The sequence below is a fragment of the Micromonospora sp. A200 genome, from assembly GCF_029893845.1.
Classification (GTDB): Bacteria; Actinomycetota; Actinomycetes; order Mycobacteriales; family Micromonosporaceae; genus Micromonospora; species Micromonospora purpureochromogenes.
The window spans coordinates 1-15,292 of sequence record NZ_JARXXY010000001.1; the positions used below are offsets into that span (position 1 = coordinate 1).

The 15,292-nt window shown below is 74.4% G+C and carries 15 protein-coding genes; 8 read left to right on the top strand and 7 right to left on the bottom strand.

Going from position 1 to position 15,292, the window contains the following annotated elements; all coding sequences use genetic code 11:
* Positions 1 to 75 precede the first annotated feature (75 nt).
* Positions 76 to 1,911, bottom strand: a complete 1,836-nt coding sequence (locus M2302_RS00005) for a tetratricopeptide repeat protein (RefSeq protein WP_280835904.1) — start codon at positions 1,909 to 1,911, stop codon at positions 76 to 78.
* 183 nt (positions 1,912 to 2,094) lie between these two features.
* On the opposite strand from M2302_RS00005, the gene M2302_RS00010 reads away from it, so the two are divergent.
* Positions 2,095 to 3,126 carry an SIS domain-containing protein gene (locus tag M2302_RS00010; protein WP_280836225.1) on the top strand — a complete coding sequence of 344 codons (1,032 nt, stop codon included), beginning with the start codon at positions 2,095 to 2,097 and terminating at the stop codon, positions 3,124 to 3,126.
* Between the two features lie 25 nt (positions 3,127 to 3,151).
* Positions 3,152 to 4,687: a PAS domain-containing sensor histidine kinase gene (locus tag M2302_RS00015; protein ID WP_280835905.1), complete on the top strand. Its 1,536-nt coding sequence runs from the start codon at positions 3,152 to 3,154 to the stop codon at positions 4,685 to 4,687.
* On the opposite strand, the gene M2302_RS00020 is transcribed toward M2302_RS00015, so the two are convergent.
* Entirely contained in the window at positions 4,684 to 6,375 is a 1,692-nt protein-coding gene (locus M2302_RS00020) for a glycosyltransferase family 39 protein (RefSeq protein ID WP_280835906.1), read from the bottom strand. The two genes, M2302_RS00015 and M2302_RS00020, sit on opposite strands and share 4 nt — an antisense overlap.
* A gap of 1,195 nt (positions 6,376 to 7,570) precedes the next feature.
* Between M2302_RS00020 and M2302_RS00025 the strand changes: the two genes are divergently transcribed.
* The 4 genes from M2302_RS00025 (at position 7,571) to M2302_RS00040 (ending at position 11,047) form a co-directional block, all read left to right on the top strand.
* Complete coding sequence (locus M2302_RS00025; protein ID WP_280835907.1) at positions 7,571 to 9,283, top strand: nitrite/sulfite reductase; 1,713 nt, start codon at positions 7,571 to 7,573, stop codon at positions 9,281 to 9,283.
* Entirely contained in the window at positions 9,280 to 9,441 is a 162-nt protein-coding gene (locus M2302_RS00030; protein ID WP_280835909.1) for a hypothetical protein, read from the top strand. Before M2302_RS00025 ends, M2302_RS00030 begins: the two co-directional genes overlap by 4 nt.
* Positions 9,438 to 10,199: a phosphoadenylyl-sulfate reductase gene (locus M2302_RS00035; protein ID WP_280835910.1), complete on the top strand. Its 762-nt coding sequence runs from the start codon at positions 9,438 to 9,440 to the stop codon at positions 10,197 to 10,199. The genes M2302_RS00030 and M2302_RS00035 overlap by 4 nt, the downstream gene beginning before the upstream one ends.
* 89 nt (positions 10,200 to 10,288) lie before the next feature.
* Complete coding sequence (locus M2302_RS00040) at positions 10,289 to 11,047, top strand: CbiX/SirB N-terminal domain-containing protein (RefSeq protein ID WP_280836226.1); 759 nt, start codon at positions 10,289 to 10,291, stop codon at positions 11,045 to 11,047.
* A 127-nt stretch (positions 11,048 to 11,174) separates the two neighbouring features.
* Here the strand turns inward: M2302_RS00040 and M2302_RS00045 are convergent, their stop codons facing one another.
* Both M2302_RS00045 and M2302_RS00050 read right to left on the bottom strand, forming a co-directional pair.
* Positions 11,175 to 11,432 (bottom strand): WhiB family transcriptional regulator, encoded by a 258-nt coding sequence (locus tag M2302_RS00045; protein ID WP_088960482.1) that lies wholly within the window; start codon positions 11,430 to 11,432, stop codon positions 11,175 to 11,177.
* Positions 11,433 to 11,873: 441 nt separating this feature from the next.
* On the bottom strand, positions 11,874 to 12,824 hold the full coding sequence (locus M2302_RS00050; protein ID WP_280835911.1) for a diacylglycerol kinase family protein: 951 nt from the start codon (positions 12,822 to 12,824) through the stop codon (positions 11,874 to 11,876).
* A 43-nt stretch (positions 12,825 to 12,867) separates the two neighbouring features.
* Here M2302_RS00050 and M2302_RS00055 point away from each other — a divergent pair, with 43 nt between their 5' ends.
* Positions 12,868 to 13,257, top strand: a complete 390-nt coding sequence (locus tag M2302_RS00055; RefSeq protein WP_280835913.1) for a hypothetical protein — start codon at positions 12,868 to 12,870, stop codon at positions 13,255 to 13,257.
* A gap of 43 nt (positions 13,258 to 13,300) precedes the next feature.
* Here the strand turns inward: M2302_RS00055 and M2302_RS00060 are convergent, their stop codons facing one another.
* From M2302_RS00060 to sodN, 3 genes are all read right to left on the bottom strand, one after another.
* On the bottom strand, positions 13,301 to 13,708 hold the full coding sequence (locus M2302_RS00060; protein WP_280835914.1) for an ATP-binding protein: 408 nt from the start codon (positions 13,706 to 13,708) through the stop codon (positions 13,301 to 13,303).
* A gap of 32 nt (positions 13,709 to 13,740) precedes the next feature.
* Positions 13,741 to 14,250: a GNAT family N-acetyltransferase gene (locus tag M2302_RS00065; RefSeq protein WP_280836227.1), complete on the bottom strand. Its 510-nt coding sequence runs from the start codon at positions 14,248 to 14,250 to the stop codon at positions 13,741 to 13,743.
* A 65-nt stretch (positions 14,251 to 14,315) separates the two neighbouring features.
* Entirely contained in the window at positions 14,316 to 14,720 is a 405-nt protein-coding gene (gene sodN / locus M2302_RS00070; RefSeq protein WP_088960486.1) for a superoxide dismutase, Ni, read from the bottom strand.
* An 84-nt stretch (positions 14,721 to 14,804) separates the two neighbouring features.
* Here sodN and M2302_RS00075 point away from each other — a divergent pair, with 84 nt between their 5' ends.
* Positions 14,805 to 15,155 carry a S24 family peptidase gene (locus tag M2302_RS00075; RefSeq protein ID WP_280835916.1) on the top strand — a complete coding sequence of 117 codons (351 nt, stop codon included), beginning with the start codon at positions 14,805 to 14,807 and terminating at the stop codon, positions 15,153 to 15,155.
* Positions 15,156 to 15,292: the final 137 nt, after the last annotated feature.

Below are 15,292 nucleotides of genomic sequence, written 5' to 3' on the forward strand. Positions count from 1 at the left end.
GTCGCGGTGTCCCGGCGACCGGACACCGCGACACGCCGCAAACCGCGAGCGGGGGTGGCGCTCGGTGGGGCGGGGTCAGGGGCGGCCGACGGCGCGGGCCAGGCGGGCGCGGAGGCGGGCCAGCAGGCCCGGACGGCGGGGCGGTGGCGCCGTCGCGGCGGCGACGATCCGGTCGGCCAGCGCGGTGGTCGCCTCGTCCAGGGCCGGGGTGGCCAGCGCCAGGTGGGCCAGCGAGGTGGCGATCGGCACCGGCCGGTCCCGGGCCACCTCCGCCGCGTCCGCGAGCCGCTCGGCGACGACCCCGGCCACGTCGGGGCGTACCGCGGGGTCGACCCAGGCGGCGGTGACCAGGGCGAACAGTGCCGCCTCGGTGATCCAGTCCTCCACACCCCAGACCAGCTCGACCAGCACCCGGCGCCGGGTCGACTCCGCCCACGGCTCGTCGGTGCGGTGGTGCAGCAGGCCGAGGCAGGCCCAGACCTGCACGCACCGCACCCAGAGCGACGGGTCCTGCCCGGTCAGCACCCGCCCCAGCGCGGTCGCGGGCGCCTCGGGCGGATGCACCAGCAGCCCCAGCAGGTCGCCCAGCTCCAGGGTGGCCAGCCCCACCGCGGCGTCGTACGCGGCCGGCGGGTGGGGCCAGGCGGGATGCGCCAGGTGGCGGACCCGGTCCGCCGCGTCGGCGGAGGGGACCGGCAGGGTGGGCGCGGCGGTGCTGCCGTCGTAGCGCCAGAGCTGGCAGGTGGTGGCCCGGCGGGGCTCCCGCGGGTCCGGGTCAACCACGCCGGTGACCTCGACGTCCAGGCCCGGCACGGCCGCCGCCACGGTACGCATCGCGCTCGGCGGCTCGACCGCGGCCAGCCGTACCGAGGCGCCGGGCGTGCCGTCGGCGGCCAGGGCGCGGCGGAGCGCGTCGACCATCGCGCCGGCCGCCGGGGTGACCTGCCCGAGCCAGGGCCGGCCCCGGCAGCACTCGGCCAGGTCGCCGTGCTCGTGGCTGTCGTCGGGATGGTCGCGGACGAAGTCAGCGAGGGCGACCAGGTGCGCCACGTCCCCGTCGCGCAGGTAGCGCAGCCGGTGCGCGGTGTGCACGGCACAGTCGAACGTGGGGTCGCGGGCCAGCGCCCGGTCGATCCACTCCAGCGCCGCGTCCAGCCGGCCGGTGTCGGCCAGGGTGCCGGCGATGTCCGCGTATACGGCGAGGTCGTCGGGGTCGTGGTCGACGGCTCGTTCCAGGGCGGCCAGGGCGTCCCGGGTCCGGCCCGCGCTGCGGTACGCGTACCCGAGCCACACCTCGCCGAGTTTGGTCGGCTCGGCGCGTACCCCCCGGCTGGCCCAGGTGACGGCGAGGGCGACCTCGCCGAGGCGCCGGGCCAGCGCGGACGCCGCGCCCAGCAGCAGCGCGTGGCGCGGATGCGCGGCCACCGCGTTGCGGGCCAGGGTGAGGTACGGCAGCAGCGGCGGCCGGCCGGCCCGGGGCACCGGGTCGGGCACGGCGGCGCAGACCTGCATCAGGATCCGGGCGGCGCGTTCCGGGTCGAGTCGTCGCGCCAGATCGGGGGCGCTCACCCAGGGCACGCCGGCCCAGTCGACGCCGGGTGCGTGCCCGGTGGCGGCGACCAGCAGGTCGAGCCCTTCGGCCGGGCGCCCGGCGGCGGCGAGCAGGTGGGCGCGGGCCACCACCGCGCCGACGAAGACCCGCTGGCCGAGCGGAAAGAGCTCCAGGTCGCCGCCGGAGGCCGCGGCGATGCGGGCCAGCGTCTCGTGCACCTCGGGCAGGGTCGGGGCCTGGACGATGGCGGCGGCGAGGTGACCGGCGGCGTGCGGCAGGTCGCCCTCGTCGAGCGCCAGCCGGGCCAGCGCGAGCTCCTCCGCGGCGGACAGCACGGGTTCGTCAGGTCCCTCCGACACGTCGGCCTCTCGCTCGCAGTTCCAGGGCTGGGCAAGCCTAGGGGATGACGCGCCGATCTGGTGATCCACTGCGCATTCCTGCTCGTACGATTGCTCAGACGCGAACAATGGTGCAAGACTGAGCATGAAACGCGCGGCAATCGCGCAGTGGGAGGAGCTTCCGTGACGCGTCCAGGGGCCGGGATGGCCGCCGACATCGACGAGCAGCCGGCCGGTTACGCCCGGTTGCTCACCGCCGAGCACGCCGGGGCGATCGCCCGCGTCGCGGCGGTGATCGGGCAGCGGCGGCCCCGGCACGTGGTCTTCACCGCCCGGGGCACCTCCGACCACGCCGCGCTCTACGGGGCGTACCTGACCGAGATCCGGCTCGGTCTGCCGGCCGGGCTCGCCTCGCCGAGCGTGGTCACCCTCTACGGGGCCCGCCCCGACCTCTCCGACGCTCTGGTCGTCGGGGTCAGCCAGAGCGGCGGGTCGCCCGACCTCACCGAGGTGCTGCGCGCCGCCCGTGACGCCGGGGCGCTCACCCTGGCGGTCACCAACGCCCCCGGCTCGCCGCTGGCCGAGGCCGCCGAGCTCTCCGTCGACATCGCCGCCGGGCACGAGCGGGCGGTCGCCGCGACCAAGACGTACACCGCGGAGCTGCTGGCCCTGCTGCTGCTGATCGAGGGCGTCCGGGCCGGCGACGGGGTGCTCCCCGCCGACGAGCGGGCCGCGCTGAACGCCCTGCCCGAACTGGCCGAGCGCACCCTGACCGACCCCACCCCGGCCCAGCTCGCGCCCCGCTACCGCTTCGCCGGCCAGCTCGTCACCACCGGCCGGGGGTACGCGTACCCGACCGCCCGGGAGGCCGCCCTGAAGCTGATGGAGACCTCCTACCTGCCCGCGCTCGCCTTCTCCGGCGCCGACCTGCTGCACGGCCCGCTGGCGATGACCGACCCGGACGTGCCGGTGCTGGCCGTGGTCGGCTCCGGCCCCGGCGGCCGGTCGATGGAGGAGGTGCTGCCCCGGCTCGGCGAGCGCCGCGCCGACGTGGTGGTGGTCGGCTCCGCCGAGGTCGAGGGGGCCACCCGGATGGCCGTGCCCGAGGTCGACGAGCGGTACGCCCCGCTGCTGGACATCCTGCCCCTGCAACGGCTGGCGCTGTCGCTGGCGCTGGCCCGGGGCGAGGACCCGGACGCCCCGCGCGGGCTGAAGAAGGTCACCGCGACGAGGTGAGGCCCGGCGTGGCACGCTGTGTCTCGTGTCCACGCTGCGCGACCTCGCCGAGGAGCACACCCAGCTCCGGCCGGCCGACATCGACCACCTGCACCGGATCGCGGGGGACTGGCAGCTGCTGTCCGACCTCTCCTTCGCCGACCTGCTGCTGTGGGTGCCGGTGGACGGCGACGGGACGTTCCTCTGCGTCGCCCAGGTCCGCCCGACGACCGCCCCCACCGCGTACCTCGACGACCAGGTGGGGCGGATCGTCGGCGGGCCGGAGGTGGCGCACCTGGAGGTCGCCTACCGGCAGGGCCGGATCTGGCGGGAGGGCGACCCGGTCTGGTACGGCGACGTGCCCGCCCGGCACGAGGCGATCCCGGTCCGGCTGCGCGCCGCCGACGGTGAGTCCGGTGAGGTGGTCGCCGTGGTGGGCCGGGACACCAACCTGTCCACCGCCCGTACGCCCAGCCAGCTGGAGCTGAACTACCTCACCACCGCCGACGACCTGGCCCAGATGACCGCCGACGGCACCTTCCCGCCGCCCCGGCACCCGGGCGAGACCACCTCGGCGCCCCGGGTCGGCGACGGCCTGGTCCGGCTGGACGCCAACGGCAAGGTCACCTACGCCAGCCCGAACGCGCAGTCGGCGTACCGGCGGCTGGGCTACGCCTCCCACCTGGTCGGGGAGGACCTGGCCAAGCTGCACCGGCGGCTGGCCAGCGACCCGCTGGAGGGGACCGACGCGGCCAACGGCGTGCTCGCCGCGCTGCGCGGCGAGGCCCCGCCCCGGCGGGAGATCGACGCCCGGGGCGCCACCATGCTCACCCGGTCGCTGCCGTTGATGCCGGCCGGCGTGCCGATCGGCGCGCTGGTGCTGGTCCGCGACATCACCGAGGTGCGCCGCCGCGACCGGGCGCTGATCACCAAGGACGCCACCATCCGGGAGATCCACCACCGGGTGAAGAACAACCTCCAGACCGTCGCCGCGCTGCTGCGCCTCCAGGCCCGCCGGGTGTCCATGCCAGAGGCCCGGGTGGCGCTGGAGGAGTCGGTACGCCGGGTCGCCTCGATCGCCCTCGTCCACGAGACGCTCTCCATGTCCAGCGACGAGGCGGTCGAGTTCGACGGGATCGTCGACCGGGTGGCCAGCGCGGCCACCGAGGTCGCGGCGACCGAGGTGAGCGTCGGCATGCGCCGCAAGGGCAGCTTCGGCGTACTGCCCGCCGAGATCGCTACCTCGCTGGTGATGGTCCTCAACGAGCTGCTGCTCAACGCCGTCGAGCACGGCTTCCCGCCGGCCGGCGAGGACGGCGCCGCCGGCCCGGAGGGCGGCGCCGCGCCGCAGGTGGTGGTCACCGCGCACCGGTTCCGCAAGCAGCTGCACGTCTCGGTCGCCGACAACGGGCGCGGCCTGCCGGCCGAGTTCGACGCCGAGCGCGGTGGCCGGCTGGGCCTGCAGATCGTCCGGGCGCTCGTCACCGGGGAGCTGCGCGGCAGCATCGAGCTGCGCCCCGGCGTGGCCGGCGGCACCGAGGCCGTGCTGGTCGTGCCGCTGGCCCGCGGGGAGCGCGGCTAGCCGCGCGCGGTGAGCTGGGCGACGGTGACACCGGGCCGCTGCCACACTTGACCGACGGTGAAGCCCGCCCGCAGCGCGTCCCCCTTGGCGCCGGGCACCGCCGCCAGCGGATCGGGTCGTCGGCCGGCGACCACCAGCCACACCCGCCGCACCCCGGCCAGGCACTCGGCCGGCCGGGCGCACTCGGTGGCCCAGAGGTCCGCGCGTTGCCGCTGGTCGCGGATCACCAGCACGTCGCGCGGCCTGGCATCCAGGTGGTACGCCAGCCCGAGGTCGAGGAAGAGCCAGCCGTCCCGGGGGTGGACGACGACCGCGTCGCCGGGCTGCTGGCCGGCCGCGACGATCCACGCCGCCCCCCGGTAGTCGACGGTCGCGCTGCGCGGCCAGCCGTGCGTCTGCCGCAGCGCCGCCTGGTCGGGCAGGCCGAGCAGCCCGGCGAGCACCACGACCGCGAGCGCCCCCGACACCGACGCCAACGCTGCCGGCACCGACGCCCATGACGTCGACGCCGACGCCGACGCCGACGCCGACGCCGACGCCGCTGGGCCGGTGGCCGTGGCCCGGGCCGACGCATCCGGCCCGCGCTGCTCTACCGGCGGGTCGGCTGTCGGTGCGCTGGCCAGCGCCGCGCCGGCGAGCACGCTCGCGAAGGGCACGGTGAAGACCAGGTAGCGGGGCACCCAGAGGGCCACCACCAGCGCGCCGACGAGGACCAGCAGCACCGGCAGGAGCACGCAGAGCCCGGGCAGCAGCGCCCGGCGACCCGCCCGGACCGCGCCGAGGGCGGCCAGCCCGACCAGCAGCCCGCCCACCACCGAACTCTGCGCCACCCCGCCGGGCAGCGCCGCCAGGTCGGCCAGCCGTGCCGGTTCGACCCAGTCGAGCTGGCGGGAGCGCTGCCTCCGGGCGATGAGCAGCAGCGGGGTGAGCAGCGCGAGCGCCGGCAGCACGGCGACCAACCAACGCACCGGCAACCGCCCGTCCCGATCGGCCGTCCCGTTCCGGTCGTGCGCCGGGGCGGGTAGGTCGGCAGTCGGCTCTCGGTCCGCCGGGTCGGTGGGTGGCGGGTTGAGTCCGGTCGCCGGTGCGGGCGGTGGGTCGAGGCCGGCCGTCGTGGGGCGCCACCAGGCGACCAGCACCACCGCGGCGTGCGCGGCCAGCAGGGTGAGCGCCAGCAGGTGGGTCAGGCCGAGCGCGGCGACGGCCGCCGCGTACCCGGCCCAGCGGGTCCACGCGGGCCGGCGCAGCGCCGCGACCAGCAGCAGGGTGGCCAGCACCGCGAAGAGGCTGGCCAACGCGTACGGGCGGGCCTCCTGGGCGTACCGGGAGGTGCCGGGAAGGACCGCGAAGAGCAGGCCGGCGAGCAGGCCGGCCCGCGTCCCCAGCAGCCACCTGCCGAGTACGGCGGTGAGCCCGGCCGCCCCGGCCATGGCCAGCGCCGAGGGCAGCCGAAGCGCCGTCGCCGAGTCCCCGAAGAGCCGGACCCAGCCGTGCATGAGCAGGTAGTACGGCCCGGTGGGGGCGTCCACGGTGCCGGTGAGCCGGACCAGGTCGCCCAGCGGGCGGGTGGCGGCACTCCAGGTGGCCAGTTCGTCCCGCCAGGGCTGGGCGTGGCCGATGCCGTAGAGCCCGACGATCAGCGTGGCCAGCAGGGGCGGCACCCAGACGAGCCGTGCCCACCCTCCCACCGCATGCCGCTTTCCGGACATACTGCCCACGCGCCGAGCGTCCCACACCGCGCCGGGCCACGCTGCCACAGCGGCCCCGGCCGCCGTGCTGCCCATCCCCACGAACCCGGCCAGAGCTTCACCGCTGTCCCGCGCAGCTGGACCGGGACGCCCGGCGCTGGCCCTGGGAAGCCTGGCTGGATGCCAACGTTGGCCCCGCGCAGCTTGGCCGGACGCCCGGCGCTGGCCCTGGGAAGCCTGGCTGGATGCCAACGTTGGCCCCGCGCAGCTTGGCCGGACGCCCGGCGTTGGCCCGGGAAAGCGTGGCTGGATGCCAGCGTTGGCCCCGCGCGGCTTGGCCGGACGGCTGGCGCCAGCCCTGGGGAGCTTGGTCGGAAGCCCGGCGCTGCCTCAGAAGGCTGAGTGCCCTGTGCGGGCCCTGTCGAGCTGATGTCGTAGACGATTCACCAGTGCGGCGAACAGCCTGCCGCTTCACCCTCCGCCCCGACCGGCCCCGCTCGGCCGGTGCGAACACGTGACCGCAGGGACCCGGCGGGCGGCGCTTGATTCGTTCACGACATCAGCTCGAAAGGGCCGGCACAGGGCAGGTGGTGGCAGGGGCCTGAGCTGACCGCGGGCCGCCCGAGGAGTGCGGGAGGCCGTGTAGACCAACGGGGGCGTGCGAACCACCGGGCGCGTGCCGACCACCGGGGCCTGGAAGAGCAACCGGGCTTGGAAGAGCAACCGGGCCTGAAGAACCACCGGGCCTGAAGAACCACCGGGCCTGAAGGACCGTCGGGCGTGACGAAGCACCGGGCGCGAGGGAATGCCGGGCGGATGCCGGCCCTGCTCGGGAAACCCATTCGCGGAGGTCGAAGGGCGGGCCGAGGGGGTCGCAGCGCGGGAGACGGTGCTGGCGGGGGCGCGGCCCGTGATGTGGGATGGCGCACGCGCTCGTTGGCCGGCCCCCCGGGGGTGTGGCAGCATGGCCCCATGACCGCCGCTGTCGTCCGCCGCTTCGTGGCCCGTCGCCACGTCGACTACGGCCGCGTGCGCAGCGCGATCTGTCCGGCCTACTGACGACGCCCGACCCATCTGTCTCGGGCGCGTACTGCGCGCCGGCCGTTCCGACACCGTTGTCCTCGGCCCGTCCCACGGGTCGGCCGCCGCGCCCGCGTATCCCACCGAGGCACAGCAGACAACGGAGGACGCCGCGATGGCGGTCAGCAGCACCCCGGCTCGCCCGGAGACCCCGGCGGCGCCCGCCGCCAGGGCAGCCCGTCGTCCGCGCGGCGAGGGGCAGTGGGCGCTCGGCCACCGCGAGCCGCTCAACGCCAACGAGCGGATCAAGAAGGACGACGACCCGCTGAACGTCCGGGCCCGGATCGAGAACATCTACGCCCACCGCGGCTTCGCCGCCATCGACCCGCAGGACCTGCGTGGCCGGTTCCGCTGGTGGGGCCTCTACACCCAGCGCAAGGCCGGCATCGACGGCGGGCGCACCGCCGTGCTGGAGCCGCACGAGCTGGAGGACGAGTTCTTCATGCTCCGGGTGCGGGTCGACGGCGGCCAGCTCAACCTGGCCCAGCTCCGGGTGATCGCCGACATCTCCCGCGAGTTCGCCCGGGACACCGCCGACATCACCGACCGGCAGAACATCCAGTACCACTGGATCCGGGTCGAGGACATGCCGGAGATCTGGCGCCGGCTGGAGTCGGTCGGCCTGCAGACCACCGAGGCGTGCGGTGACTGCCCGCGCATCGTGCTCGGCAGCCCGGTCGCCGGGGTGGCCCGCGACGAGGTGCTCGACCCGACCCCGGCGATCGACGAGATCGTCCGCCGGTACGTCGGCGACAAGGCGTACTCGAACCTGCCGCGCAAGTTCAAGACGACGATCTCCTGGCTGGTCGACACCCCGTACGAGGCGAACGACGTCGCCTTCCTCGGGGTCGACCACCCGGAGCACGGCCCCGGCTTCGACGTCTGGGTCGGTGGCGGTCTCTCCACCAACCCGATGCTGGCCAAGCGGCTGGGCGTCTGGGTGCCGCTGAACGAGGTGCCGGACGTGTGGGCCGGCGTGGTCGGCATCTTCCGCGACTACGGGTACCGCCGGCTGCGCAACCGGGCTCGGCTGAAGTTCCTGGTCGCGGACTGGGGTGTGGAGAAGTTCCGTGAGGTGCTGGAGAAGGAGTACCTGGGCCGGACCCTGCTCGACGGCCCGGCCCCGGAGCTGCCCGACAAGCCGGTCGACCACATCGGCGTGCACCGCCAGCGCGACGGCCGCAACTACGTCGGGGCCGCCCCGGTGGTCGGGCGGGTCTCCGGCAGTCAGCTCGCCCAGCTGGCCGACGCGGTCGAGGCGCACGGCAGCGACCGGGTACGGCTCACCCCGTACCAGAAGCTGCTGGTGCTCGACGTGCCGCCGGAGCGGACGGAGTCCCTGGTCGACGCGCTGCGCGGGATCGGCCTGGAGGCTCGGCCGTCGGCCTGGCGGCGCGGCACCATGGCCTGCACCGGCATCGAGTTCTGCAAGCTGGCCATCGTCGAGACCAAGCGGCGCGGCGAGGAGTTGGTGGCCCGGCTGGAGGAGCGGCTGCGCGACTTCGACGCCGACATCTCCATCCACCTCAACGGCTGCCCGAACGCCTGCGCCCGCACCCAGGTCGCCGACATCGGCCTCAAGGGGCAGCTGGTGGTCGGCCCGGACGGCCGGCAGGTGGAGGGCTTCCAGGTGCACCTCGGCGGCGGGCTGGGCATGGCCCAGGGGCAGACCGCCGGCTTTGGGCGCAAGCTGCGCGGCCTGAAGACCACCGCCGAGGAGCTTCCCGAGTACGTGGAACGACTGGCCCGCCGCTACCTGGCCGGCCGGACCGAGGGCGAGACGTTCGCCAACTGGGTGATCAGGGTCGACGAGGAGGAGCTTCGATGAGTAGCGAAACCCGTTCCGCGCCGCTGTACTGCCCGTACTGCGGCGAGGAGGACCTGCGGCCGAACGAGGCCGGGCACGGCGCCTGGGAGTGCCACGCCTGCGCCCGCGTCTTCACGGTGAAGTTCGCCGGCCTGCTCGCCAAGGCGGTGGCCCGATGAGCCTGATGTCCGCCGCGAACCTGGGCCTGGTCGGCATTGGCGGCCCGACGCCGGCCGAACCGGCCGGGCGCGACCCCGAGGAGCTGCGCGTGCTGGCCGAGCGGGCCGGCCGGGAGCTGGAGGGTGCCCCGGCGCTGGAGATCGCCCGCTGGGCCGCCGAGACCTTCGGCGACCGGTTCTGCGTGACCAGCTCGATGGCCGACGGGGTGCTGGCCCACCTGGTCTCCCGGGTCGCTCCCGGCGTCGACGTGGTCTTCCTCGACACCGGGCTGCACTTCCCTGAGACGCTGAAGGTGCGCGACGAGGTGGCCCGCCGGCTGCCGGTCAACGTGCGCTCGATCCGCCCCCGGCTCACCGTGGGCCAGCAGGACGGCGAGTACGGCCCCCGGCTGTTCAACCGCTCGCCCGACGACTGCTGCCAGCTGCGCAAGGTGGAGCCGCTGGAGCGGGCCCTGGCCGGGTACGACGCCTGGGCCGCCGGGCTGCGCCGGGACGAGTCGCCCACCCGGGCGAACACGCCGGTGGTGACCTTCGACGCCCGGCGCGGCAAGGTGAAGGTCAACCCCATCGCGGCCTGGACCCAGGCCGACGTGGACTCCTACATCTCCCGCTACGACATCCCGGTCAACGAGCTGTTCAGCCGGGGCTACGGCTCGATCGGCTGCTGGCCGTGCACCCGGCGTACCAAGGCGGGGGAGGACCCACGGGCCGGCCGCTGGGCCATGTTCGAGAAGACCGAGTGCGGTCTGCACGTCTGACCGGGCCGGTTCCCGGCGCGGGGGAGACCGCGCCGGGAACCGGCGGACCGGCCGTGCCGGTCGACGACCATTCGGGGTCGGCGCGGGGGATCCGGCCCTGCCCGGCGCCGGGCGGCGACCGCCCGCCGGTGGTGCTGGTGGCGCACGGCAGCCGGGATCCCCGGGCGGCGGAGGCGACCCGGGCGCTGGCCCGGGCGGTCGAGGCGGTCCGGCCCGGCACGGCCGTCCTGCCGAGCTGGCTGGACCACACCGCACCGGACCCGACGGCGGTGCTGCGCGGGCTGGCCGTGGCGGGGCACACCCGGGCGGTGCTGGTGCCGCTGCTGCTCACCGCCGCCTACCACCGGCGGGTGGACATTCCGGCGGCGGTGGTGGCGGCCCGCGACACGGCGCCGGAGCTGGCGGTACGCGTCACCGACGTGCTCGGCCCCGCCGACGGCACGGTCGACGCCCGGTTGCTGGCCGGGCTGCGGCGGCGGTTGGCGGAGGCGGAGCCGGACGGCTTCGACGCCCTGGTGCTGGCGGCGGCGGGCACCCGGGACGCCCGGGCGCGTGGCTCGGTGGGTCGGGTCGCCGCGGCGCTCGCCGCCGAACTGCGGGTCCCCTGCACCGTCTCGTACGCCTCAGCGGCGCCGCCGACGACCGACGTGGCGGTGGCCCGGCTGCGCGCCGCCGGCGCCCGGCGGGTGGCCGTGGCGGCGTACTTCCTGGCGCCGGGGCTCTTCCACGACGGGGTGGTGGCGGCGGCCGGCCGGGCCGGCGCGGTGGCGGTCAGCGGGCCGCTGACCGATGCGCCCGAGCTGGCCGACCTGGTGTTGCGGCGGGTCGATGCGGTGCAGCGGTGGTGATCGGGTTCACCGGCCCGTCGATGATCGGACCGGGCGCCGTCCGGGTACCGGGGCAGCCGTGCGGCGCCCGGACAGCAGAACGCCCCGGCCGGTGGAACCCGGCCGGGGCGTACGGCTGTGTGATCGGTCAGGCGGAGTGAGCGCGCAGCACCCGGATGCCGCCGCGGCGCTTCACCGCGCGGCGCTCCTCTTCACTCATCCCGCCCCAGACGCCGGCGTCCTGACCGGACTCCAGCGCCCACTGCAGGCAGTGGTCGGTCACCGGGCAGCGCCGGCAGACGGCCTTGGCCTGCTCCACCTGCAGGAGGGCCGGACCGGACGTCCCGATCGGGAAGAACAGCTCCGGGTCCTCGTCGCGGCAGACGGCATCGTGGCGCCAGTCCATGGCGGCAACACTCCTCATTCTGGATGGGTGGCAGAAACGCTGGTGCTTTTCTTATATGCGTCCGCAGTGCCGGTCGTGACGGTTCGCGTCTGACTATTCGGCAGTGCGTGAGCAGGCTTGTGCAGTCCCTGGACCTGCTGGAACAGCTCAACCTGCCGAGCATATCCAGGCAATGTCCCGGTAACTCAAGTTCGCTTGTGAATACTTTCACGAACGCTGTCGATGTCAAGGGTGCCGCGAGGAAAAACTCCGCACGGTGAGCAAGCTCACGACCCTTTTGTCCGGATTTCAGGCGTCCCTGGTTACCCGGCGTACCACAGTCGAGGATCAATATAGTACAGTGCGCGTGACATTGCTGACATTTCCGGCACCAACCCCTCGTTGTGGCGGCCACCGCGTCGTGCGGTGTAACGACCGTCAACCTAGGGCGTTACCCGAGAGCTAGCAGATTACTCTCAGTGCGTCGGGAACGGATGTGAATCTGACTTTCTCCCGTTCGCCAAGGTAGTCGCCGTCGAGCTGGAACGCCTGCGGGCGAGCGCTGATCAGCGTGAACTCGGGCACGTCGTGCAGCCGGAGTACCTGCTTGCCGCGCGGATCGGGGTGTCGGGACAGGAACTGCGTCACTGTGCGTGTGGTGCTGGCCACCCGGAGCTGACGCAGCGCCATCACGTCGAGCCCCAGGTCGAACGAGGCCTCCGGATTCGGATTGATCTCCCGCTCGCCCAGGTACGTCCACGGGGCGCAGTTCTGGATTATCACCGTCGCCAGCTCGGCCTCGGCCGCCTCACCGGGGCGCTCCAGGATGATCGCCGGGTGCCGCCGGTCGGAGTCGAGGAAGTACTGGCTGAGCGTGGAGCGGAAGTAGAGCGCCGGGGTGGAGACGCGACCGCGTTTGCGGGCCTGTTCCACCCGGTGGATCACCGCCGCGTCCACTCCGAAGCCGGCGCAGAAGGTGAAGTAGCGGTCGTCGGCGCGGCCCAGCCCGATCGTGCGGGAGCGGCCCAGCCGCAGCCCTTCGAGGATCATGCTGGTGCCCTCCGGCCACTCCCGGGGCAGCCCCAGGGCGCGGGCGAAGACGTTGGTCGAACCGCCCGGCACGGTGGCCAGCGCGGGCAGTCGCTCGGCGGTCGTACCGCCGGGGCGGGTGGCCGGCGGCGCGGCCTTCATCAGGCCGTTCACCACCTCGTTCACCGTCCCGTCGCCACCCAGCGTGACGACGACGTCGACCCCTTCGGCGACCGCCTCCCGGGCGATGTCCATGGCGTGACCCCGTCGCCGGGTGTACCGCACCGACAGGTCTACTTCGCTGCGCAGGGCCCGGACCAGGACGTCCCGGCTGCGCTCGCTGGTGGTGGTGGCCTTCGGATTGACCACCAGGACGGCCCGCATGGGCGGCACTGTACCCCCATCCGTCACGGGTATCGTGGCGCGCGTGACCATCGACTCCGGCCCGGTGCCCGACACCCTGCGCTGGGCGGTACGGCTGCTGCGCGCCGAGGCGGTCGCGCTGGCGCTGCTGGCCGCCTGGCTGATCTGGGCCGACCTGACCGCCACCAAGACCGATCTGGTGTCGGCACTCTTCGTGACCGGGTTCGCGTTCGCCGGCGCCGCCGCCCTCTGGGCTCTCGGCGCGGCGCTGGCCCGTCGCCGGGCCGGTGCCCGGGCGCCGGCGATGGTGCTCCAGCTGATGCTGCTGCCGGTCGGCTGGTTCATGATCTCCGGCGGCCTGGGGTGGCTCGGCGTACCGCTGATGGTCCTCGGCGTCGGCGTCTGCGCGCTCCTGGTCAGCCCGCCCACGACGCGCGCCCTGGGCTTCCGGTGACCGCTGCGGGCCGCCCGGCGGGTGGCCGGCGCCGCGCCGCGGCTCAGTAGCCGGAGGAGCGGCGGGTCAGCAGCGAGATGGTGGCCCGGCCGTCGGCCGCGTCCGCGAAGGCGGCGGTGGTCAGCGCGGTGAGCACCTTCCAGGCGAACGAGGACTCCGACGGCAGCGTGGCGCCGAGCACGGTCGGCACGGTCACCTCGACGGTGAGCGCGTCCTCGGTGACCGAGAAGCGGCACTCCAGTTCGGCGTCGCGGGTGGCGATGGCGAGCAGCATGGCGCAGGCCTCGTCGACGGCGATGCGCAGGTCCTCGATCTCGTCGAGGGCGAACTGGAGGCGGGCCGCGAGCCCCGCCGTGGCGGTGCGCAGCACGCCGAGGTAGCCGCCGTCGGCGGGCACCGTGAGGTGCACGACGTCGTCGTCGGTCGTCGGCTGGCCGGTCAGTTGAGTCACGCCTCATCCCCCCGGTCGGGGACTCTACCCCCTCAGGCGTCCGGCCGGGCGGGGGCCGAGGTCGACTGGGCGGCGAGCCCGTGCAGCGCCTGCCCGCTGAGCCGGTACGGCACCCACTCGTCGAGTTGCACCGCGCCGATGGAGGCGTAGAAGCGGGCCGCCGGGTTCCAGTTGATCATCCACCACTCCAGCCGCTCGTAGCCCCGCTCCACGCAGATCGCGGCGAGCGCGGCGAGCAGCAGCCGGCCGGCGCCGGTGCCCCGGTGCTCGGGGCGGACGTACAGGTCCTCCAGGTAGACGCCGTGCACGCCGGCCCAGGTGGAGAAGTTGAGGAACCAGAGCGCGAACCCGACCGGCTCGTCCCGGTCGTCCACCGCGACGTGCCCGAACAACGTCGGCGCGGGGCTACGACTACTCCAGCTCGGCGCGTCTGACGCCGCGCCGCGACCTGGAGCAGTCGCGAACAGGGCGGCGGTGAGCTGTTCCTCGGTCAGCCGACACTGGTCGGCGGCGCGCTCGTAGTCGGCGAGTTCGTGCACCATCGCGACGACGGCCGGCACGTCCGTGGGACGCGCCGGCCGGATCGTCGGTGCCGGGGAGGCCAGGGTCACGCCTTCTTGGTCTCCCAGAAGATCTTCGAGATCTCGTCGATCTTCTGCAGCAGCTCGTCGGCCTTGCTCGGGTCGGTCGCGCCCTTGGCGCCGGCCGCGCCGGCCATCTTGGTGGCCTCGTTGAAGAGCTGGTGCAGGTGCGGGTACTTCTCGAAGTGGGCCGGCTTGAAGTAGTCGGTCCACAGCACCCAGAGGTGGTGCTTGACCAGCTCGGCCCGCTGCTCCTTGATGATGATGGCCCGGGTGCGGAACTCCGGGTCGGTGTTCGCCTGGTACTTCTCGCAGATCATTTTGACCGACTCGGCCTCGATCCGGGCCTGCGCCGGGTCGTAGACGCCGCACGGCAGGTCGCAGTGGGCGCTGGCGGTCAGACGGGGCGTAAGGATGCGGGGAAGTCGCATCTGGGTCCTCCACGGGATGTTTGCGATGATCCAAGCCGACATTACTCCTGGGGGCGTCCCCGGCAGGGGTGGAGGGGAAACCTGGTGACAGTCGAGGGTGCCGACCCGGCGGCGCGGCTGCGCCGGTGGCTCACGGCCGTCGGCGTGACCGGTCCGTCCATGGCGCCGACGCTGCGGCACGGGGACGCCGTACTGGTCCGTCGGGGCGGCCGGTCGGTCCGGCCGGGCGACGTCGTGGTCGCGGTCTTCCGGACCCGGCCCGACCTGCTGGTGGTCAAGCGCGCGGTCCGCCGGCAGGACGGCGGCTGGTGGGTACGCGGCGACAACGAACTCGTCACCGACGACTCCCGGGCGTACGGGGTGGCCGACGTGCTCGGGCGGGTGGTGTGCCGCTACTGGCCCCGCCCCGGTCGGCTGCCACGCGACCTGTTATGACCCTGCTCACATCGGCGCACCCCTGGCGTGACTATGCTCGGAAAGTGCCCGGGTGACCCCCCGCACCGCGTGCCGCCACCAGGCGCCTCACCTCGCGCCCGCGCCGGCCGCTCCGTCTGCTCGACAGATCCTGGAGT

What these genes read in the sequence shown, in the direction of transcription:
- M2302_RS00035 (WP_280835910.1), top strand. Translation starts at nt 9,438, where the DNA reads ATGAGCCTGATGTCCGCCGCGAACCTGGGCCTGGTCGGCATTGGCGGC.
- M2302_RS00025 (WP_280835907.1), top strand. Translation starts at nt 7,571, where the DNA reads ATGGCGGTCAGCAGCACCCCGGCTCGCCCGGAGACCCCGGCGGCGCCC.
- M2302_RS00065 (WP_280836227.1), bottom strand. Translation starts at nt 14,250, where the DNA reads ATGGTGCACGAACTCGCCGACTACGAGCGCGCCGCCGACCAGTGTCGG.
- M2302_RS00045 (WP_088960482.1), bottom strand. Translation starts at nt 11,432, where the DNA reads ATGGACTGGCGCCACGATGCCGTCTGCCGCGACGAGGACCCGGAGCTG.
- M2302_RS00030 (WP_280835909.1), top strand. Translation starts at nt 9,280, where the DNA reads ATGAGTAGCGAAACCCGTTCCGCGCCGCTGTACTGCCCGTACTGCGGC.
- M2302_RS00050 (WP_280835911.1), bottom strand. Translation starts at nt 12,824, where the DNA reads ATGCGGGCCGTCCTGGTGGTCAATCCGAAGGCCACCACCACCAGCGAG.
- sodN (WP_088960486.1), bottom strand. Translation starts at nt 14,720, where the DNA reads ATGCGACTTCCCCGCATCCTTACGCCCCGTCTGACCGCCAGCGCCCAC.
- M2302_RS00010 (WP_280836225.1), top strand. Translation starts at nt 2,095, where the DNA reads ATGGCCGCCGACATCGACGAGCAGCCGGCCGGTTACGCCCGGTTGCTC.